The sequence below is a fragment of the Streptosporangium sp. NBC_01755 genome (assembly GCF_035917995.1).
Lineage (GTDB): Bacteria > Actinomycetota > Actinomycetes > Streptosporangiales > Streptosporangiaceae > Streptosporangium.
Map to the genome: position 1 here is coordinate 6,424 of NZ_CP109131.1, position 21,352 is coordinate 27,775.

Here is a 21,352-nt window from a genome sequence, read left to right on the forward strand (position 1 = left end):
AGTGCTCCACACCTTTCCTATTCAGATGAACCAAACGTTCGGTCCATGTGCCGTGAAAGGGTGGTAGTGCTCCACACCTTTCCTATTCAGAATCTCTTTCACGATCCGCTGTCGCGACAATGGTTTTGCCCCGCCACGGGATCAGCGCGTCAGGCACGATCGGCCTCCTATTCCTTCGGGATGATCTCCTTGGCGAGGACTCGGCTGATCTCAGCCAGCGGCTCGGGCTGCAGCATCTCATCGTGCCCGCAGTCGATTCGGTGGTTGTCGACGGTCTCCGCGAACGGCGTCCAATCGCCCGGGGTGTTTTCGCGGCCGGCCACGAAGTGCAACATCCGGCCTCCGACCCTGCCGGGCCGGTGAGCCAGGTTCAGCTCGACGTTCGCACGCCATGCGGCGACCACGTTCATCAACTGTTCCTCTGTCGCCAGCACCGCGAGGTTGTGCTCGTGCCTGAGGATCTCCAGTACCTCGGCCGCCGAAGGCCGCTGCGGCGCCGCATGCCCGAAGAGGGCAAGGATGGCTCGCAGCAGTTCGGTATCGCTGGTCAGCTCCACCTCGCCTGCCTCGGCCACCGGGTGGCTGTCCAGGCTGGCCAGCAACGCGACGGTCTGCCCTGCCTGCTGCAACTGCCGCGCCATCTCATGGGCGACCACACCGCCGAATGACCAGCCCAGCAGGTGGTAGGGCCCTTCGGGCTGGACGGTGCGGACCTGCTCGAGATAGTCGGCCGCCATCTGCTCGACACTTTCCGGTACCCGGTCCGGCTCCAGCATGCCCCGCGCCTGCAGGCCGTACACCGGGAAGTCCGGGCCGAGCTGCGCGGTCAGCGCGATATACGGCCAGGCGACGCAGCCCACCGGGTGCACGCAGAAAATCGGCGTATGATGCCCTGTCACCCGCAGTGGCAGCAACACCTCAAACGAGTTGACCGAGCCACTGACATCCGCGCGCCCGGCCAGGCCCGCCACCGTCGGCGCGTCGAACACATCCCGGATGGACAGCTCAACACCCAACGCGCCACGGATCCGGCTGATCAGTCTCACCGCGAGCAGTGAATGGCCACCCAGGTCGAAGAAGTTGTCGTCGACGCCCACCGAGTCCACGTCGAGGACCTCGGCGAACACCGAACACAGGGCCTCCTCCCGTGGGTTCCGCGGGGCACGGCCCGAAGACAGGGCCGTGAAGTCCGGCGTCGGCAGCGCTTTGCGGTCCAGTTTGCCGTTCGACGACAAGGGCAGCTCATCCAGCGTGACATAGACCGAAGGCAGCATGTATTCCGGCAGCAAACCGGTCAGATACTCCCTCAGCACAGCGGTGTCCAGCGGCCCGGCCGCCGGTACCACGTAGGCGACCAGGTGCTGCTCGCCGGTGGTCACCACCGTGTTCCGCACCCCGTCGGCCGACCGGATCGCGGTCTCGATCTCACCGAGTTCGATCCGGTGCCCGCGGATCTTCACCTGGAAGTCGCGGCGCTCCAGGAACTCCAACCGGCCGTCCGGCCGATACACCACCCGGTCACCGGTCCGATACAGCCGGCCCTGGCCGAACGGGCTGGCCACGAACACGGCCGCGGTGCGGGCCGAGTCGTTGAGGTAGCCGCGGCCGACGCCGGTACCGCCCACATACAGCTCACCCGGCACCCCCACCGGAACCGGCTGCAGGTCATCACCGAGTACATAGAGCTGGGTGTTGCGGACAGGCCGGCCGATCGGGGTACGCAGCCCCGTGGCGTCATCGGGGTTACGGATCACCGCACTCGTCACACAGACGGAGCACTCGGTCGGGCCGTATTCGTTCATCACCGGGACGGCCGGGTAACGCTGGAGCCACCGGTGGCACAGCTCCGCCGGCAGCGCCTCCCCGCCGACCAGCAACCACCGCAACCCCAACTCAGGAACCGGGACACCCGCATCCCACACATCCAGAGCGGCCCGCAGCAGGGAGGGCACCATCTCCAGCACGGTCACGCCCGGAACGCCGAACAGCTGTTGCGGGTTCATGGCGGTCTCGCGGGAGACCACCCGGACCTGCGCGCCCACGATCAGACCGGCCAGCATCTGCCCCACCGACATGTCGAAGGTCAGCGGCGCGTTCTGCACCATCACGTCCGATGAGTCCAGTTCGAGGTCTTCGACCTGGGCCAGCAGATGGTTGACCATCCCGCGCCGGTGCACCATCGCACCCTTGGGCCGGCCCGTCGACCCCGACGTGTAGATCACGTAGGCCAGGTCGTCCCCAACCCCCCGCACCGGAGCCAGATCATCGTCCACCGCGTCGTCGAACACCAGCACCCGCACGCCACCGGCCCCGACGGCCTCGCGGGCCAGATCCAAATACTCCGGCGCTGCGATCAGCACCCCGATGCCGCTGTCGGCGACCAGGGCCGCGGTGCGGGCCACCGGCGTGCCCGGGTCGAAGGGCACATAGGCGCCCCCGGCGCCGAGCACGCCCAGCACCGCCGACACGTACCGGATTCCCGGGTCGCCCAGCAACCCCACCAACGCGCCCGCCGGCAGCTTCTTGGTCACCGCGTTGGCCCGAGCGACCAGCTCCCGATAGGTCACCGAGCCGGAATCGTCGCAGACCGCGACACCATCCGGAGCGGTGGCAGCCCACTCACGAACCCGCTCCACCACACCCGTGAAATCACCCTCGACCGCCGACGAATTCCACTCCACCAACAGCCGGCGACGCTCCCGCTCTCCCAACACATCGATCGCACTCAACGGCGCGTCCACGCCAGATGCCATGCCGTTCAACACCCGTTCCAACCGGGCTGAAATCTCCTGAACGGTCGCGCGGTCGAACAGGTCGGTGGCATACGTGACCAGCACACCGATACCGCCGTCGTCGTGTTCGGTGAAGTCGAATTCGAGATCGAAGTCCACGGCGGGCGCGTTGAGGGGCTCGACACCGGCGTCCAGGCCGGGCAGCTCGACCCGTGCGGCCGCGTTGTTCTGCAGCACCACCATCACCTGGAACAACGGCTGCCGCGACTGAGACCGAGCCGGATTGAGCACCTCGACCAGCCGCTCGAACGGGACATCCTGATGCGCGAACGCCGCCAGATCGGCATCCCGCACCCGGCCCAGCAGCTCCCGCACCGTCGGATCACCGGACAAGTCGGTGCGCAACACCAGCGTGTTGACGAAGAACCCGACAAGATCATCCAGGGCGTCATCGGTCCGGCCCGCCACCGGGCTGCCCAGCGGGATGTCCGTGCCCGCACCCAGCTTGCCCAGCAACACCGACAACCCGGCCCGCAACACCATGAACAGGCTGGCATTGTTCTTCCTGGCCAGGCTATTCAGGTCGGACTTGAGTTCCGGAGTGAGCACGAACTCGAACGCGTCGCCCCGGTAACTGGCGATCGCCGGACGCGGCCGATCAGTCGGCAGCGCGATCTCCTCCGGCAACCCCTCCAGCGTCTTGGTCCAGAAGGCCAGCTGCTCGGAGATCAGGCTCCGCTCGTCATCCTCGCTGCCCAGCAGCTCCCGCTGCCACAACGCGTAATCCACATACTGCACCGGCAACGACGCCCATCGCGGCGCCATCCCCGAACAGCGCGCCTCATAGGCCGTAGCGAAATCACGTGCCAACGGCATCATGGACCAGCCGTCACTGGCGATGTGGTGCAACACGACAAGCAGCACATACTCGGACTGGCCGAGTACGTACAGCTCGGCCCGCATCGGCGACTCGGCAGTGAGATCGAAGCCCGTCGAGCAAGCAGTGCCGATCGCGGCCGGGAGTTCCGCCTCGGTGGCAGACCTGACCACGAGTTCGGGCCTGTCGCTCCTGATGACCTGCACCGGCCGGCCGTCGACCTCCGGATATACCGTGCGCAGTACCTCATGCCGCTCTACCACATCGGCCAGGGCCTGCGCCAATGCGTCCTGGTCCAGGCTGCCCCTCAGCCGGAGCAGCATCGGGATGTTGTAGGTCGCCGAGGCCCCTTCGAGCAGGTTGAGGAACCACAGCCGCCGCTGACCGAACGACAACGGCAACTCACTCGGCCGCGGCCCGGCCACCAGCGCCGACCGGCTCCGGCCGCCCTCGCCCATCCGTTCGGCCAGGCCCGCCACCGTCGGCGCGTCGAACACATCCCGCACCGACAGCTCAACACCCAACGCGCCACGAATCCGGCTGATCAACCTCACCGCCAGCAGCGAATGGCCACCCAGATCGAAGAAGCTGTCATCGATGCTCACGGTCTCGACATCGAGTACCTCGGCGAACGCGGAACACAACACTTCTTCCCGCGAATTCCGCGGGGCACGACCCGAAGACAGGGCCGTGAAGTCCGGCTCCGGCAACGCTTTGCGGTCCAGTTTGCCGTTCGAGGTCAGCGGTAGCGCGTCCAGCGTGACATAGACCGAAGGCAGCATGTATTCCGGCAGCAAACCGGTCAGATACTCCCTCAGCACAGCGGTGTCCAGCGTCCCAGCCGCCGGTACCACGTAGGCGACCAGGTGCTGCTCGCCGGTGGTCACCACCGTGTTCCGCACCCCGTCGGCCGACCGGATCGCGGTCTCGATCTCACCGAGTTCGATCCGATGCCCGCGGATCTTCACCTGGAAGTCGCGGCGCTCCAGGAACTCCAGCCGGCCGTCCGGCCGATACACCACCCGGTCACCGGTCCGATACAGCCGGCCCTGGCCGAACGGGCTGGCCACGAACACCGCCGCGGTGCGGGCCGAGTCGTTCAGATAGCCGCGGCCGACACCCACACCGCCCACATACAGCTCACCCGGCACCCCCACCGGAACCGGCTGCAGGTCATCACCGAGTACATAGAGCTGGGTGTTGCGGATGGGCCGCCCGATCGGGGTACGCGACCCCGTGGCGTCATCAGCGTGACGGATCGCCGCCTGAGTGACGCCGATGGAGCACTCGGTCGGGCCGTAGGCGTTGATCATCGGGACGGCCGGGTAGCGCTGGAGCCACCGGTGGCACAGCTCCGCCGGCAGCGCCTCCCCGGCCACCAGCAGCCACCGCAACCCCGGCCCGGACACCGTCACCCCGACATCCAGGGCAGCCCGCAACAGGGACGGCACCACCTCCAGCACCGTCACGCCCGGAACACCGAACAGCCGTTGCGGATCCATCGCGCTCTCCCGGGAGACCACCCGCACCCGCCCGCCCACGATCAGAGCGGCCAGCATCTGCCACACCGACATGTCGAACGTCAACGGCGCGTTCAGCATCACCACATCCGAGGAGTCCAGCCCGAGATCCTCCACCTTGGCCAGCAGATGGTTGACCATCCCGCGCCGGTGCACCATCGCCCCCTTGGGCCGGCCCGTCGACCCCGAGGTGAACATCACATACGCCAGATCATCCTCAGCCCCGCGCGCCGGGGCCAGATCATCGTCCACCGCGTCGTCGAACACCAGCACCCGCACGCCACCGGCCCCGACGGCCTCGCGGGCCAGATCCAGATACTCCGGCGCCGCGATCAGCACCCCGATGCCGCTGTCGGCGACCAGGGCCGCGGTGCGGGCCACCGGCGCATCCGGATCGAACGGCACATACGCACCCCCAGCACCGAGCACCCCCAGCACCGCCGACACAAACCGGACCCCCGGGCCGCCCAGCAACCCCACCAACGCACCCGCCGGCAACCTCTTGGCCACCGCGTTCGCCCGAGCGACCAGCTCCCGATACGACACCGACCCGGAATCATCCGACACCGCGACACCATCCGGAGCAGCCACAGCCCGCTCACGAACCCGCTCCACCACACCCGCGAAACCACCCTCGACCGCCGACGAATTCCACTCCACCAACAACCGGCGACGCTCCTCCTGCCCGAGCACATCGATCGCACTCAACGACGCATCCGCATCAAACGCCATGCTGTCGAGAACGCGGACCAGTCGCTCGGACATCCGCTGAACGGTCGCGCGGTCGAACAGGTCGGTGGCATACGTGACCAGCACACCGACACCGCCATCACCGTGCTCGGTGAAACCGAAAGTCAGGTCGAAGTCCGAAACCGAGGGGCGGAGCGGGTCGACACCGGCGTCCAGGCCGGCCAGCTCGATCCGTGCGGCCGCGTTGTTCTGCAGCACCACCATCACCTGGAACAACGGGTGCCGCGACCTGGACCGGGCCGGGTTGAGCACCTCGACCAGCCGCTCGAACGGCACGTCCTGATGCGCGAACGCCGCCAAATCGGCATCCCGCACCCGGCCCAGCAACTCCCGCACCGTCGGATCACCAGACAGATCCGCACGCAACACCAGCGTGTTGACGAAGAACCCGACAAGACCATCCAGGGCGTCATCGGTCCGACCGGCGAACGGGCTGCCCAACGGGATGTCGGTGCCCGCACCCAGCTTGCCCAGCAACACCGACAACCCGGCCTGCAACACCATGAACAGGCTCGCGTTGCTCTGCCTGGCCAGCACGTCCAGCCCGGACGTGAGTTCCGGAGTGAGCACGAACTCAAACGCGTCAGCCTGGTAGCTGGCGATCGCCGGACGCGGCCGATCAGCCGGTAGTGTGATCTCCTCCGGCAGACCGTCGAGCGCCTTGGTCCAGAAGGCCAGCTGCTCGGAGATCAGGCTCCGCTCGTCATCCTCACCGCCCAGCAGCTCCCGCTGCCACAACGCATAATCCACATACTGCACCGGCAACGACTTCCACCCCGGCACCATCCCCGAACAACGCGCCTCATACGCCGCGGCGAAATCCCGCGCCAACGGCATCATCGACCAGCCATCACCAGCAATGTGATGCAACACCAACAGCAACACAGACTCAGTCGGACCGAGGACGAACAGGTGAGAGCGGACCGGCAACTCGGCAGTGAGATCAAAGCCGACCGAACACGCGGCCTGGATCGCGGCCGGGAGTTCCGCCTCGGTGGCAGACCTGACCACGAGTTCGGGGTTGTCACTCCTGATGACCTGCACCGGCCGGCCGTCGACCTCCGGATACACCGTGCGCAGCACCTCGTGCCGCTCCACCACATCGGCCAGGGCAGCGGCCAATGCGTCCCGGTCCAGGCTGCCCCTCAGCCGGAGCAGCATCGGGATGGTGTAGGTCGCCGAGGCCCCTTCGAGCAGGTTGAGGAACCACAACCGCCGCTGACCGAACGACAACGGCAACTCGCCCGGCCGCGGCCCGGCCACCAGCACCGGCCGGCTCCGGCCGCCCTCGCCCATCCGTTCGGCCAGGCCCGCCACCGTCGGCGCGTCGAACACATCCCGCACCGACAGCTCAACACCCAACGCGCCACGAATCCGGCTGGTCAACCTCACCGCGATCAGCGAATGCCCACCCAGGTCGAAGAAGCTGTCGTCGACGCCCACCGAGTCCACATCGAGGACCTCGGCGAACACCGCACACAGGGCCTCCTCCCGCGGGTTGCGCGGGGCACGACCCGAAGACAGGGCCGTGAAGTCCGGCGCCGGCAGCGCCTTGCGGTCCAGTTTGCCGTTCGGGCTCAGCGGTAATGCGTCGAGGACCATGACCACCGCGGGAACCATGTAGTCCGGCAGCAGAGTGGCGACGTGTGCCTGGAGCGCGCCAGGCTCGACCTGGCCCACCACATAGGCGACCAGATGCTGCTCACCGGTGGTCACCACCGCGTTCCGCACCCCGTCGGCCGACCGGATCGCGGTCTCGATCTCACCCAGCTCGATCCGGTGCCCGCGAATCTTCACCTGGAAGTCGCGGCGCTCCAGGAACTCCAGCCGGCCGTCCGGCCGATACACCACCCGGTCACCGGTGCGATACAGTCGGCCCCCACCGAACGGGCTGGCCACGAACACCGCCGCGGTCCGGGCAGGGTCGTTCAGATACCCGCGGCCGACACCCACACCGCCCACATACAACTCACCCGGCACCCCCACCGGAACCGGCTGCAGATCATCACCCAGCACATACACCCGGGTGTTACGAATAGGCCCGCCGATCGGGGTACGCAGCCCCGCGACGTCATCGGAGCTACGGATCACCGCACCCGTCACACCGTCGGAACACTCCGTCGGGGCGTAAACGTTCATCACCGGCACAGCCGGGAAACGCTGGAACCACCGGCGGCACAACTCCGCCGGCAGCACCTCACCGGCCGACTCCAGCCACCGCAACCCCAACTCGGGAACCGAGACACCCCCATCCCACACATCCAGAGCGGCCCGCAGCAGGGACGGCACCACCTCCAGCACCGTCACGCCCGGAACACCGAACAGCCGTTGCGGATCCATCGCGGTCTCCCGGGAGACCACCCGGACCCGCCCGCCGACGATCAGAGCGGCCAGCATCTGCCACACCGAGATGTCGAACGTCACCGGCGCGTTCTGCACCACCACATCCGACGCCCCCAGCCCAAGATCCTCGACCTTGGCCAGCAGATGGTTGACCATCCCGCGCCGGTGCACCATCGCACCCTTGGGCCGGCCCGTCGACCCCGACGTGAACATCACATACGCCAGATCGTCCACGGTCCCGCGCGGCGGGGCCAGATCATCGTCCACCGCATCGTCGAACACCAGCACCCGCACGCCACCGGCCCCGACGGCCTCACGGGCCAGATCCAGATACTCCGGCGCCGCGATCAGCACCCCGATGCCGCTGTCGGCGACCAGGGCCGCGGTGCGGGCCACCGGCGTGCCCGGATCGAAGGGCACATACGCGCCCCCGGCGCCGAGAGCGCCCAGCACCGCCGACACATACCGGACACCCGGATCGCCCAGCAACCCCACCAACGCGCCCCCCGGCAGCCTCTTGGCCACCGCGTTCGCCCGACCCACCAGCTCCCGATACGACACCGACCCGGAATCATCCGACACCGCGACACCATCCGGGGCAGCCACAGCCCGCTCACGGACCCGCTCCACCACACCCGCGAAACCACCCTCGACCGCCGGCGGATTCCACTCCACCAACAGCCGGCGGCGTTCCTCCTGGCCGAGTACATCGATCGCACTCAACGGCGCATCCGCGTCGAACGCCATGCTGTCGAGAACGCGGACCAGTCGCTCGGACATCCGCTGAGCTGTCGCGCGGTCGAACAGGTCGGTGGCATACGTGACCAGCACACCGATGCTGCCATCACCGTGCTCGGCGAAATCGAAAGTCAGGTCGAAGTTCGTAATCGAGGGGCGGAGTGGGTCGACACCGGCGTCCAGGCCGGTCATCTTGACCTGTGCGGCCGCGTTGTTCTGCAGCGCCATCATCACCTGGAACAACGGGTGCCGCGACCTGGACCGGGCCGGGTTGAGCACCTCGACCAGCCGCTCGAACGGCACGTCCTGATGCGCGAACGCCGCCAAATCGGCATCTCGCACCCGGCCCAGCAACTCCTCCACCGTCGGATCACCGGACAAGTCGGTACGCAACACCAGCGTGTTGACGAAGAACCCGACAAGATCATCCAGGGCGTCATCGGTCCGACCCGCCACCGGGCTGCCCAGCGGGACGTCCGTGCCCGCACCCAGCTTGCCCAGCAACACCGACAACCCGGCCTGCAACACCATGAACAGGCTCGCGTTGTTCTCCCTGGCCAGCACGTCCAGCCCGGCCTTGAGCTCCCGAGTGAGCACGAACTCAAACGCGTCAGCCCGGTAGCTGGCGATCGCCGGACGCGGCCGATCAGCCGGTAGTGTGATCTCCTCGGGCAGGTCGTCGAGCGTCCTGGTCCAGAAGGCCAGCTGCTCGGAGATCAGGCTCCGCTCGTCATCCTCACTCCCCAGCAGCTCCCGCTGCCACAACGCGTAATCCACATACTGCACCGGCAACGGCTTCCACCGCGGCGCCATCCCCGAACTGCGTGCTTCATAGGCCGCAGCGAAATCATGTGCCAGCGGCGTCGCCGACCAGCCGTCACTGGCGATGTGGTGCAACACGACAAGCAGCACACACTCAGACGGGCCGAGCACCAACAACTCGGCCCGCATCGGCAACTCCGCAGCCAGGTCGAAACCGACCGAGCAAGCGGCCAGGATCGCGGCCGGGAGTTCCGTCTCGGTGGCAGACCTGACCACGAGTTCGGGCCTGTCGCTCCTGATGACCTGCACCGGCCGGCCGTCGACCTCCGGGTACACCGTGCGCAGCACCTCATGCCGCTCCACCACATCGGCCAGAGCCTGCGCCAAGGCGTCCCGGTCCAGCTCACCGCTCAACCGCAAGGCAATCGGCAAGTTGTAGGTCGCCGAGGCCCCTTCGAGCAGGTTGAGGAACCACAACCGCTGCTGGCCGAACGACAACGGCAACTCGCTCGGCCGCGGCCCGGCCACCAGCGCCGACCGGCTCCGGCCGCCCTCGCCCATCCGTTCGGCCAGGCCCGCCACCGTCGGCGCGTCGAACACATCCCGGATGGACAGCTCAACACCCAACGCGCCACGAATCCGGCTGATCAGCCTCACCGCGAGCAGTGAATGGCCACCCAGGTCGAAGAAGTTGTCGTCGACGCCCACCGAGTCCACGTCGAGGACCTCGGCGAACACCGCACACAGGGCCTCCTCCCGTGGGTTCCGCGGGGCACGGCCCGAAGACAGGGCCGTGAAGTCCGGCGCCGGCAACGCTTTACGATCCAGTTTGCCGTTCGACGACAAGGGCAGCTCATCCAGCGTGACATAGACCGAAGGCAGCATGTATTCCGGCAGCAAACCGGTCAGATACTCCCTCAGCACAGCGGTGTCCAGCGTCCCAGCCGCCGGTACCACGTAGGCGACCAGGTGCTGCTCGCCGGTGGTCACCACCGTGTTCCGCACCCCGTCGGCCGACCGGATCGCGGTCTCGATCTCACCCAGCTCGATCCGGTGCCCGCGGATCTTCACCTGGAAGTCGCGGCGCTCCAGGAACTCCAGCCGGCCGTCCGGCCGATACACCACCCGGTCACCGGTCCGATACAGCCGGCCCTGGCCGAACGGGCTGGCCACGAACACGGCCGCGGTGCGGGCGGGGTCGTTGAGGTAGCCGCGGCCGACGCCGGTACCGCCCACATACAGCTCACCCGGCACACCGACCGGAACCGGTTGCAGGTCATCACCGAGGACGTAGAGCTGGGTGTTGCGGATGGGCCGGCCGATCGGGGTACGCGAGCCCGTGGCGTCATCGGGGTTGGCGATCACCGCGTGGGTGACGTCGTCGGAGCACTCGGTCGGGCCGTAGGCGTTCATCACCGGGACGGCCGGGTAACTCTGGAGCCACCGGTGGCACAGCTCCGGCGGCAGCGCCTCACCGGTCACCAGCAGCCACCGCAACTCCGGCCCGGGCAACGTCACCTTGGCGTCCAGGGCGGCCCGCAGCAGGGAGGGCACCACCTCCAGCACCGTCACGCCCGGAACGCCGAACAGCCGTTGCGGGTTCATCGCGGTCTCGCGGGAGACCACCCGGACCTGCCCGCCCACGATCATGGCGGCCAGCATCTGCCACACCGAGATGTCGAAGGTCAGCGGCGCGTTCTGCACCACCACGTCGGAGGGGTTCAGGCCGAGGTCTTCGACCTTGGCCAGCAGATGGTTGACCATCCCGCGCCGGTGCACCATCGCGCCCTTGGGCCGGCCCGTCGACCCCGACGTGTAGATCACGTAGGCCAGGTCGTCCGCGACCCCCCGCGCCGGGGCCGGATCATCGTCCACCGCGTCGTCGAACACCAGCATCCGCACACCACCGGCCCCGGCGACCTCGCGGGCCAGGTCCAGATACTCCGGTGCGGCGATCAGCACCTCGATGCCGCTGTCGGCGACCAGGGCCGCGGTGCGGGCCACCGGCGCGGCCGGGTCGAAGGGCACATACGCCCCCCCGGCGCCGAGAGCGCCCAGCACCGCCGACACGTACCGGACACCCGGGTCGCCGAGCAATCCCACCAACGCGCCCGCCGGCAGCTTCTTGGCCACCGCGTTGGCCCGAGCGACCAGCTCCCGATACGTCACCGACCCCGCATCATCGGTGACCGCGACACCATCCGGGGCAGTGGCAGCCCACTCACGTACCCGCTCCACCACACCCGTGAAATCGCCCTCGACCGCCGGCGGATTCCACTCCACCAACAACCGGCGGCGTTCCTCCTGGCCGAGTACATCGATCGCACTCAACGGCGCGTCCGCGCCAGGCACCATGCCGTTCAACACCCGTTCCAGCCGGGCTGAAATCTCCTGAACGGTCGCGCGGTCGAACAGGTCGGTGGCGTACGTGACAAGCACGCCGATGCTGCCATCATCGTGTTCGGTGAAGTCGAATTCGAGATCGAAGTCCACGGCGGGCGCGTTGAGGGGCTCGACACCGGCGTCCAGGCCGGGCAACTCGACCTGTGCGGCCGCGTTGTTCTGCAGCACCACCATCACCTGGTACAGCGGCTGCCGCGACTGGGACCGAGCCGGATTGAGCACCTCGACCAGCCGCTCGAACGGCACGTCCTGGTGCGCGAACGCCGCCAGATCGGCATCTCGCACCCGGCCCAGCAGCTCCCGCACCGTCGGATCACCGGACAAGTCGGTGCGCAGCACCAGCGTGTTGACGAAGAACCCGACGAGATCGTTGAGGGCGTCATCGGTCCGGCCGGCGACCGGGCTGCCCAGCGGGACGTCGGTGCCCGCGCCCAGCTTGCCCAGCAACACGGACAGCCCGGCCTGCAGCACCATGAACAGGCTGGCGTTGTTCTTCCTGGCCAGGCTATCCAGGTCGGACTTGAGTTCCGGAGTGAGCACGAACTCGAACGTGTCGCCCCGGTAGCTGGCGATCGCCGGACGCGGCCGATCGGCCGGTAGTGTGATCCCCTCGGGCAAGCCGTCGAGCGCCTTGGTCCAGAAGGCCAGCTGCTCGGAGATCAGGCTCCGCTCGTCATCCTCGCTGCCCAGCAGCTCCCGCTGCCACAACGCGTAATCCACATACTGCACCGGCAACGGCTTCCACCGCGGCGCCATCCCCGAACAACGCGCCTCATACGCCGCAGCCAGATCCCGCGCCAACGGCATCATGGACCAGCCGTCACTGGCGATGTGGTGCATAACGACAAGCAGCACACACTCAGACGGGCCGAGCACCAACAACTCGGCCCGCATCGGCAACTCCGCAGTCAGGTCAAAACCGACCGAGCGAGCAGTCTCGATCGCGGCCGGGAGTTCCGTCTCAGTGACCGACCTGACCACGAGTTCGGGCCTGTCGCTCCTGATGACCTGCACCGGCCGGCCGTCGACCTCCGGATACACCGTGCGCAGCACCTCGTGCCGCTCCACCACATCGGCCAGGGCCTGCTCCAAGGCACCCCGGTCCAGGCTGCCCCTCAGCCGGAGCAGCATCGGGATGGTGTAGGTCGCCGAGGCCCCTTCGAGCAGGTTGAGGAACCACAGCCGCCGCTGACCGAACGACAACGGCAACTCACTCGGCCGCGGCCCGGCCACCAGCACCGGCCGGCTCCGGCCGCCCTCGCCCATCCGTTCGGCCAGGCCCGCCACCGTCGGCGCGTCGAACACATCCCGCACCGACAGCTCAACACCCAACGCGCCACGAATCCGGCTGATCAACCTCACCGCGAGCAGTGAATGCCCACCCAGGTCGAAGAAGCTGTCGTCGACGCCCACCGAGTCCACATCGAGGACCTCGGCGAACACCGAACACAGGGCCTCCTCCCGCGGGTTGCGCGGGGCACGACCCGAAGACAGGGCCGTGAAGTCCGGCGCCGGCAGCGCTTTACGATCCAGTTTGCCGTTCGGGCTCAGCGGTAATGCGTCGAGGACCATGACCACCGCGGGAACCATGTAGTCCGGCAGCAGAGTGGCGACGTGTGCCTGGAGCGCGTCAGGCTCGACCTGGCCCACCACATAGGCGACCAGATGCTGCTCACCGGCGGTCACCACCGCGTTCCGCACCCCGTCGGCCGACCGGATCGCGGTCTCGATCTCACCCAGCTCGATCCGGTGCCCGCGGATCTTCACCTGGAAGTCGCGGCGCTCCAGGAACTCCAGCCGGCCGTCCGGCCGATACACCACCCGGTCACCGGTCCGATACAGCCGGCCCTGGCCGAACGGGCTGGCCACGAACACGGCCGCGGTGCGGGCGGGGTCGTTGAGGTAGCCGCGGCCGACGCCGGTACCGCCCACATACAGCTCACCCGGCACACCGACCGGAACCGGTTGCAGGTCATCACCGAGGACGTAGAGCTGGGTGTTGCGGATGGGCCGGCCGATCGGGGTACGCGAGCCCGTGGCGTCATCGGGGTTGGCGATCACCGCGTGGGTGACGTCGTCGGAGCACTCGGTCGGGCCGTAGGCGTTCATCACCGGGACGGCCGGGTAACTCTGGAGCCACCGGTGGCACAGCTCCGGCGGCAGCGCCTCACCGGTCACCAGCAGCCACCGCAACTCCGGCCCGGGCAACGTCACCTTGGCGTCCAGGGCGGCTCGCAGCAGGGAGGGCACCACCTCCAGCACCGTCACGCCCGGAATGCCGAACAGCCGTTGCGGGTTCATCGCGGTCTCGCGGGAGACCACCCGGACCTGCCCGCCCACGATCAGGGCGGCCAGCATCTGCCACACCGAGATGTCGAAGGTCAGCGGCGCGTTCTGCACCACCACGTCGGAGGGGTTCAGGCCGAGGTCTTCGACCTTGGCCAGCAGATGGTTGACCATCCCGCGCCGGTGCACCATCGCGCCCTTGGGCCGGCCCGTCGACCCCGACGTGTAGATCACGTAGGCCAGGTCGTCCGCGCCCCCCCGCGCCGGGGCCGGATCATCGTCCACCGCGTCGTCGAACACCAGCATCCGCACACCACCGGCCCCGGCGACCTCGCGGGCCAGGTCCAGATACTCCGGTGCGGCGATCAGCACCTCGATGCCGCTGTCGGCGACCAGGGCCGCGGTGCGGGCCACCGGCGCATCCGGATCGAACGGCACATACGCACCCCCAGCACCGAGAGCGCCCAGCACCGCCGACACGTACCGGACACCCGGGTCGCCGAGCAATCCCACCAACGCGCCCGCCGGCAGCTTCTTGGCCACCGCGTTGGCCCGAGCGACCAGCTCCCGATACGTCACCGACCCCGCATCATCGGTGACCGCGACACCATCCGGGGCAGTGGCAGCCCACTCACGGACCCGCTCCACCACACCCGTGAAATCGCCCTCGACCGCCGGCGGATTCCACTCCACCAACAGCCGGTGACGCTCCTGCTCGCCGAGTACATCGATCGCGTTCAACGGCTGGTCCGCAGGCGCGGTGGTAAACGTGTCCAGAAAGGCGGTGAAACGCGCGAGGTGCGCCTCCACATCAGCCTCGTCATACAGGTCGGTGTTCGCGTCTATTTTGACGCGCAGGCCGCCGTCCTCACTGTCGTGCACCATGATCGTGAGATCGTCGCTGGGCGGGGTTGTCAGGTTGAACGTTTTCACCGTCGCGGTGCCGAAGCGCATCCCACCGAGGGAATTCATTAGGTTGACCTCGGGACCAACCGGGCGACGGTCCTCGGGTGAAAGTCCCATCATCTGCCGAATCTCGCGGGTGCGGAAACGCTGATGACGCACAACGAGACCCACCTCCCGGGACGCGTGCGCCAGCACATCACCCCGGCTCATCCCCGGCCGAACAGCCAACACCAACGGCACCAAATTCGCACGCATGCCAGGCGTCGCCTTGGTGACAGCCGACGTACGCGCGGTCACCGGCAACGACAACACCACATCACGAACCCCGGTAACCCGCTGCACATAACACGCCGTCGCCGCGATCAGATACGTCGGCCACGCGACACGATGCCCCCAAGCCGCCGCCCGCATCCGCTCCGCGACTCCCGCATCCAGAGTCATGCCACGACGCACGAAGGTGCGCACCGCGGTGATCGGCCGGCTCGACATGCTCGTCAACTCCACCGGCCCCGCGAACCTCCCCGCCCAGAACTCGCGATCCTTCTCGAACCGCGCCGATTCCCGGTAGGCCAGCTCCTCCTCGATCAAACCCGCCAACGGCGGAAACACACCATCCCCGTACGACCGGCCCTCCTGAACCGCGGTATAAATCCCCGCCACACGAGCGACAAACAAAGCCTCACTAAAACCATCCCACAACAAATGATGAGCACGCTGATACAACACCGCACGATCCGGGCCAACCCTCAGCAACGCGAACCGGAACAACACCGGCGCATCCAACGCCACCGCAGTCCCGGCATCAGCCCGCATCCACCCCAGCGCCGCCCCATCAGGATCAACCTCGCCCGTGAAATCAACGACCGAGAACTCCCAATCCTCACAAGGAACCACCGTCTGCCGCACTTCATCACCAACAATGCCGAACCGGGCCCGCAGGCACTCCGCCTCCCCCACGGCCACCCGCACAGCCCGCTCCAACAGCGCTACATCAAGCTCACCCTCAATAACGTAATAATCCGCGATATTCCAGATCGGATTATCAGGATCAAGCTGCTGGGCAAACCAAACCTCCAGCTGAGCAGCCGACAGCGGCAAACCAGAACCTGAACCCCGCAGCTCATTCATCTTCCACAGCTCCTCGACACGCTGGGGCTCATCGAACTGGACCCGCCACCCGCCGACACCAAGACCAGGATCATGCGTCGACCGGGTAGGACTATCCGTATCGCCTTGACCGTGCATCCTGTACGCCGCATCTACCAGATCGACTACCCGTCTTCTTCCATCCAGCCGGCGCCGCCTCACCGGACACAGACGACTCCCATCGCCATGAAACGGCCCTCGACTGAGGCTTGCTCACCATATCCGGACTTTTCTAAGGAAATCACTAGTAAACACACCGGATTAGTTCACCGGAACCTGAATCGTGTTCACATGATTTTCATTTAACAGGGCGGCATCTGCTTATCATGGCGGGAAATGAGCCACGAATTCTTGCCACCGGTCAACTTCAGGCCGCCCTTGATTGGCCGGGAAAACCAGATCTCCGCTACCTCGTCGCCGAGGTGGGCCGGCCGAACATATCGATCGCGCTCAGCGGGGCGTCCACATCAGACACCATGCCGCTCAACACCCGCTCCAGCCCGGCCGAAATCCGCTGAACTGTCGGGCGGTCGAACAGGTCGGTGGCGTACGTGACCAGCACACCGATACCGCCGTCGTCGTGTTCGGTGAAATCGAAATACAAGTCGTCGTCAGCGGTCGGAGTGGTGAGCGGTTTGGCGATCGCCTCCAGTCCGGCCAGTTCGGCCTGTGCGGCCGCGTTGTTCTGCAGCACCATCACGACCTGGAACAGCGGGTGCCGCGACCTGGACCGGGCCGGGTTGATCACCTCGACCAGCCGCTCGAACGGCACGTCCTGGTGCGCGAACGCCGCCAGATCGGCATCCCGCACCCGGCCCAGCAGCTCCCGCACCGTCGGATCACCGGACAAGTCGGTGCGCAACACCAGCGTGTTGACGAAGAACCCGACAAGATCATCCAGGGCGTCATCGGTCCGGCCCGCGACCGGGCTGCCCAGCGGGATGTCGGTGCCCGCGCCCAGCTTGCTCAACAACACAGACAGCCCAGCCTGCAACACCATGAACAGGCTCGCGTTGTTCTCCCTGGCCAGCACGCCCAGCCCGGACGTGAGTTCCGAAGTGAGCACGAACTCGAACGCGTCAGCCTGGTAGCTGGCGATCGCCGGACGCGGCCGATCGGCCGGCAGCGCGATCTCCTCCGGCAGACCGTCGAGCGCCTTGGTCCAGAAGGCCAGCTGCTCCGAAATCAGGCTCCGCTCATCATCCTCGCTGCCCAGCAGCTCCCGCTGCCACAACGCGTAATCCACATACTGCACCGGCAACGGCTTCCACTGCGGCGCCATCCCCGAACAGCGCGCCTCATACGCCGCGGCGAAATCACGCGCCAGCGGCGCCATCGACCAGCCGTCACCGGCGATGTGGTGCAACACCAACAGCAACACGGACTCGGTCGGACCGAGGATGAACAGCTGAGAGCGGATCGGCAACTCGCCGGTGAGATCGAACCCGGCCAAGCATGCGGTCTGGATCGCGCCCGGCAACTTAGCCTCAGTTATCGCTCTGACCACCAGCACAGGCCCCTGGCCCTTGATCTCTTGCACTAGTTGGCCGTCGACCTCCGGATACACTGTGCGCAGTACCTCGTGCCGCTCTACCACATCGGCCAGGGCCTGCGCCAATGCGTCCCGGTCCGGCTCACCGCTCAACCGCAAAACCAACGGCATGGTGTAGGTCGCCGAGGCCCCTTCGAGCAGGTTGAGGAACCACAACCGCCGCTGACCGAACGACAACGGCAACTCACCCGGCCGCGGCCCGGCCACCAGCACCGGCCGGCTCCGGCCCTCATCACCCATCCGCCCGGCCAGACCCGCCACCGTCGGCGCGTCGAACACATCCCGCACCGACAGCTCAACACCCAACACGCCACGGATCCGGCTGGTCAACCTCACCGCGATCAGTGAATGCCCACCCAGATCGAAGAAGTTGTCGTCGACGCCCACCGAGTCCACATCGAGGACCTCGGCGAACACCGCACACAGGGCCTCTTCCCGCGGGTTGCGCGGGCCACGCCCCGAAGACAGGGCCGTGAAGTCCGGCGCCGGCAACGCTTTACGATCCAGCTTGCCGTTCGACGACAAGGGCAGCTCATCCAGCGTGACATAGACCGAAGGCAGCATGTATTCCGGCAGCAAACCGGTCAGATACTCCCTCAACACAGCGGTATCCAGCGGCCCGGCCGCCGGTACCACGTAGGCGACCAGGCGCTGCCGATCGGCGGTCACCACCGTGTTCCGCACCCCGTCGGCCGACCGGATCGCGGTCTCGATCTCACCCAGCTCGATCCGGTGCCCACGAATCTTCACCTGGAAGTCGCGGCGCTCCAAGAACTCCAGCCGGCCGTCCGGCCGATACACCACCCGGTCACCGGTCCGATACAACCGGCCCCCACCGAACGGGCTGGCCACGAACACCGCCGCAGTCCGGGCGGCATCGTTCAGATACCCGCGGCCGACACCCACACCGCCCACATACAACTCACCCGGCACCCCCACCGGAACCGGCTGCAGATCATCACCCAGCACATAGACCTGGGTGTTGCGGATGGGCCGGCCGATCGGGGTACGCAGCCCCGCGACGTCATCGGGGTTGGCGATCACCGCGTGGGTGACGTCGATGGAGCACTCGGTCGGGCCATAGGCGTTCATCACCGGGACGGCCGGGTAACGCTGAAGCCAGCGGCGGCACAACTCCGCCGGCAACGCCTCCCCAGCCGACACCAGCCACCGCAACCCCAACTCAGGAACCGAGACACCCCCATCCCACACATCCAAAGCAGCCCGCAGCAGAGAGGGCACCACCTCCAGCACCGTCACACCCGAAACACCGAACAACCGTTGCGGATCCATCGCGCTCTCCCGGGAGACCACCCGCACCCGCCCCCCCACGATCAGAGCGGCCAGCATCTGCCACACCGAGATGTCGAACGTCAACGGCGCGCTCTGCACCACCACATCCGACGAATCCAGCCCGAGATCCTCCACCTTGGCCAGCAGATGATTGACCATCCCCCGCCGGTGCACCATCGCCCCCTTGGGCCGGCCCGTCGACCCCGACGTGTAGATCACATACGCCAGATCGTCCCCAACCCCCCGCACCGGAGCCAGATCATCGTCCACCGCATCGTCGAACACCAGCACCCGCACGCCACCGGCCCCGACGGCCTCACGGGCCAAGTCCAGATACTCCGGCGCCGCGATCAACACCTCGATGCCGCTGTCGGCGATCAGATCCGCTATGCGGGCCACCGGCGCGCCCGGGTCGAAGGGCACATACGCACCCCCGGCGCCGAGCACCCCCAGCACCGCCGACACATACCGGACACCCGGATCGCCCAGCAACCCCACCAACGCACCCGCCGGCAACCTCTTGGCCACCGCGTTCGCCCGAGCGACCAGCTCCCGATACGACACCGACCCCGCATCATCGGTGACCGCGACACCATCCGGAGCAGCCACAGCCCGCTCACGAACCCGCTCCACCACACCCGCGAAACCACCCTCGACCGCCGACGAATTCCACTCCACCAACAACCGGCGACGCTCCTCCTGCCCGAGCACATCGATCGCACTCAACGGCGCATCCGCATCAAACGCCATGCTGTCGAGAACGCGGACCAGTCGCTCCGACATCCGCTGAACCGTCGCGCGGTCGAACAGGTCGGTGGCATACGTGACCAGCACACCGACACCGCCATCACCGTGCTCGGTGAAACCGAAAGTCAGGTCGAAGTCCGTAACCGAGGGGCGGAGCGGGTCGACACCGGCGTCCAGGCCGGCCACCTCGATCCGTGCGGCCGCGTTGTTCTGCAGCACCATCATCACCTGGAACAACGGGTGCCGCGACCTGGACCGGGCCGGGTTGAGCACATCGACCAGCCGCTCGAACGGCACATCCTGATGCGCGAACGCCGCCAAATCGGCATCCCGCACCCGGCCCAGCAACTCCCGAACCGTCGGATCACCAGACAGATCCGCACGCAACACCAGCGTGTTGACGAAGAACCCCACAAGATCATCCAGGGCGTCATCGGTCCGACCCGCCACCGGGCTGCCCAGCGGGACGTCGGTGCCCGCACCCAGCTTGCTCAACAACACAGACAACCCGGCCTGCAACACCATGAACAGACTCGCGTTGTTCTCCCTGGCCAGCACGCCCAGCCCGGCCGTGAGTTCCGAAGTGAGCACGAACTCAAACGCGTCACCCCGGTAGCTGGCGATCGCCGGACGCGGCCGATCGGCCGGCAGCGCGATCTCCTCCGGCAGACCCTCCAGCGCCCTGGTCCAGAACCCCAGCTGCTCGCAGATCAGACTCCGCTCGTCATCCTCACCGCCCAGCAGCTCCCGCTGCCACAACGCGTAATCCACATACTGCACCGGCAACGACTTCCACCCCGGCACCATCCCCGAACAACGCGCCTCATACGCCGCGGCGAAATCCCGCGCCAGCGGCGCCATCGACCAGCCGTCACCGGCGATGTGGTGCAACACCAACAGCAACACGGACTCGGTCGGACCGAGGATGAACAGCTGAGAGCGGATCGGCAACTCGCCGGTGAGATCGAACCCGGCCAAGCATGCGGCCTCGATCGCGGCCGGGAGGTCCGTCTCGGTGGCAGACCTGACCACGAGTTCAGGCCGGTCGCTCCTGATGACCTGCACCGGCCGGCCGTCGACCTCCGGATACACCGTGCGCAGCACCTCGTGCCGCTCCACCACATCGGCCAGGGCGGCGGCCAAGGCGTCCCGGTCCAGGCTGCCCCTCAGCCGGAGCAGCATCGGGATGGTGTAGGTCGCCGAGGCCCCTTCGAGCAGGTTGAGGAACCACAACCGCCGCTGGCCGAACGACAACGGCAACTCGCCCGGCCGCGGTCCGGCCACCAGCACCGGCCGG

Annotated in this window: 2 protein-coding genes; both read right to left on the reverse strand. The window is 67.3% G+C overall.

The window, feature by feature from the left end; translation table 11 throughout:
- Nucleotides 1-167: 167 nt before the first annotated feature.
- Nucleotides 168-16,562, reverse strand: coding sequence for a non-ribosomal peptide synthetase (locus OG884_RS00045; RefSeq protein WP_326640846.1), 16,395 nt, complete (start codon nt 16,560-16,562; stop codon nt 168-170).
- A gap of 307 nt (nt 16,563-16,869) precedes the next feature.
- Nucleotides 16,870-21,345, reverse strand: a complete 4,476-nt coding sequence (locus tag OG884_RS00050; protein WP_442811755.1) for an amino acid adenylation domain-containing protein — start codon at nt 21,343-21,345, stop codon at nt 16,870-16,872.
- Nucleotides 21,346-21,352 lie beyond the last annotated feature (7 nt).

Coding starts and splice junctions, on each gene's coding strand:
- OG884_RS00045 (WP_326640846.1), bottom strand. CDS start 16,562: ATGCACGGTCAAGGCGATACGGATAGTCCTACCCGGTCGACGCATGAT.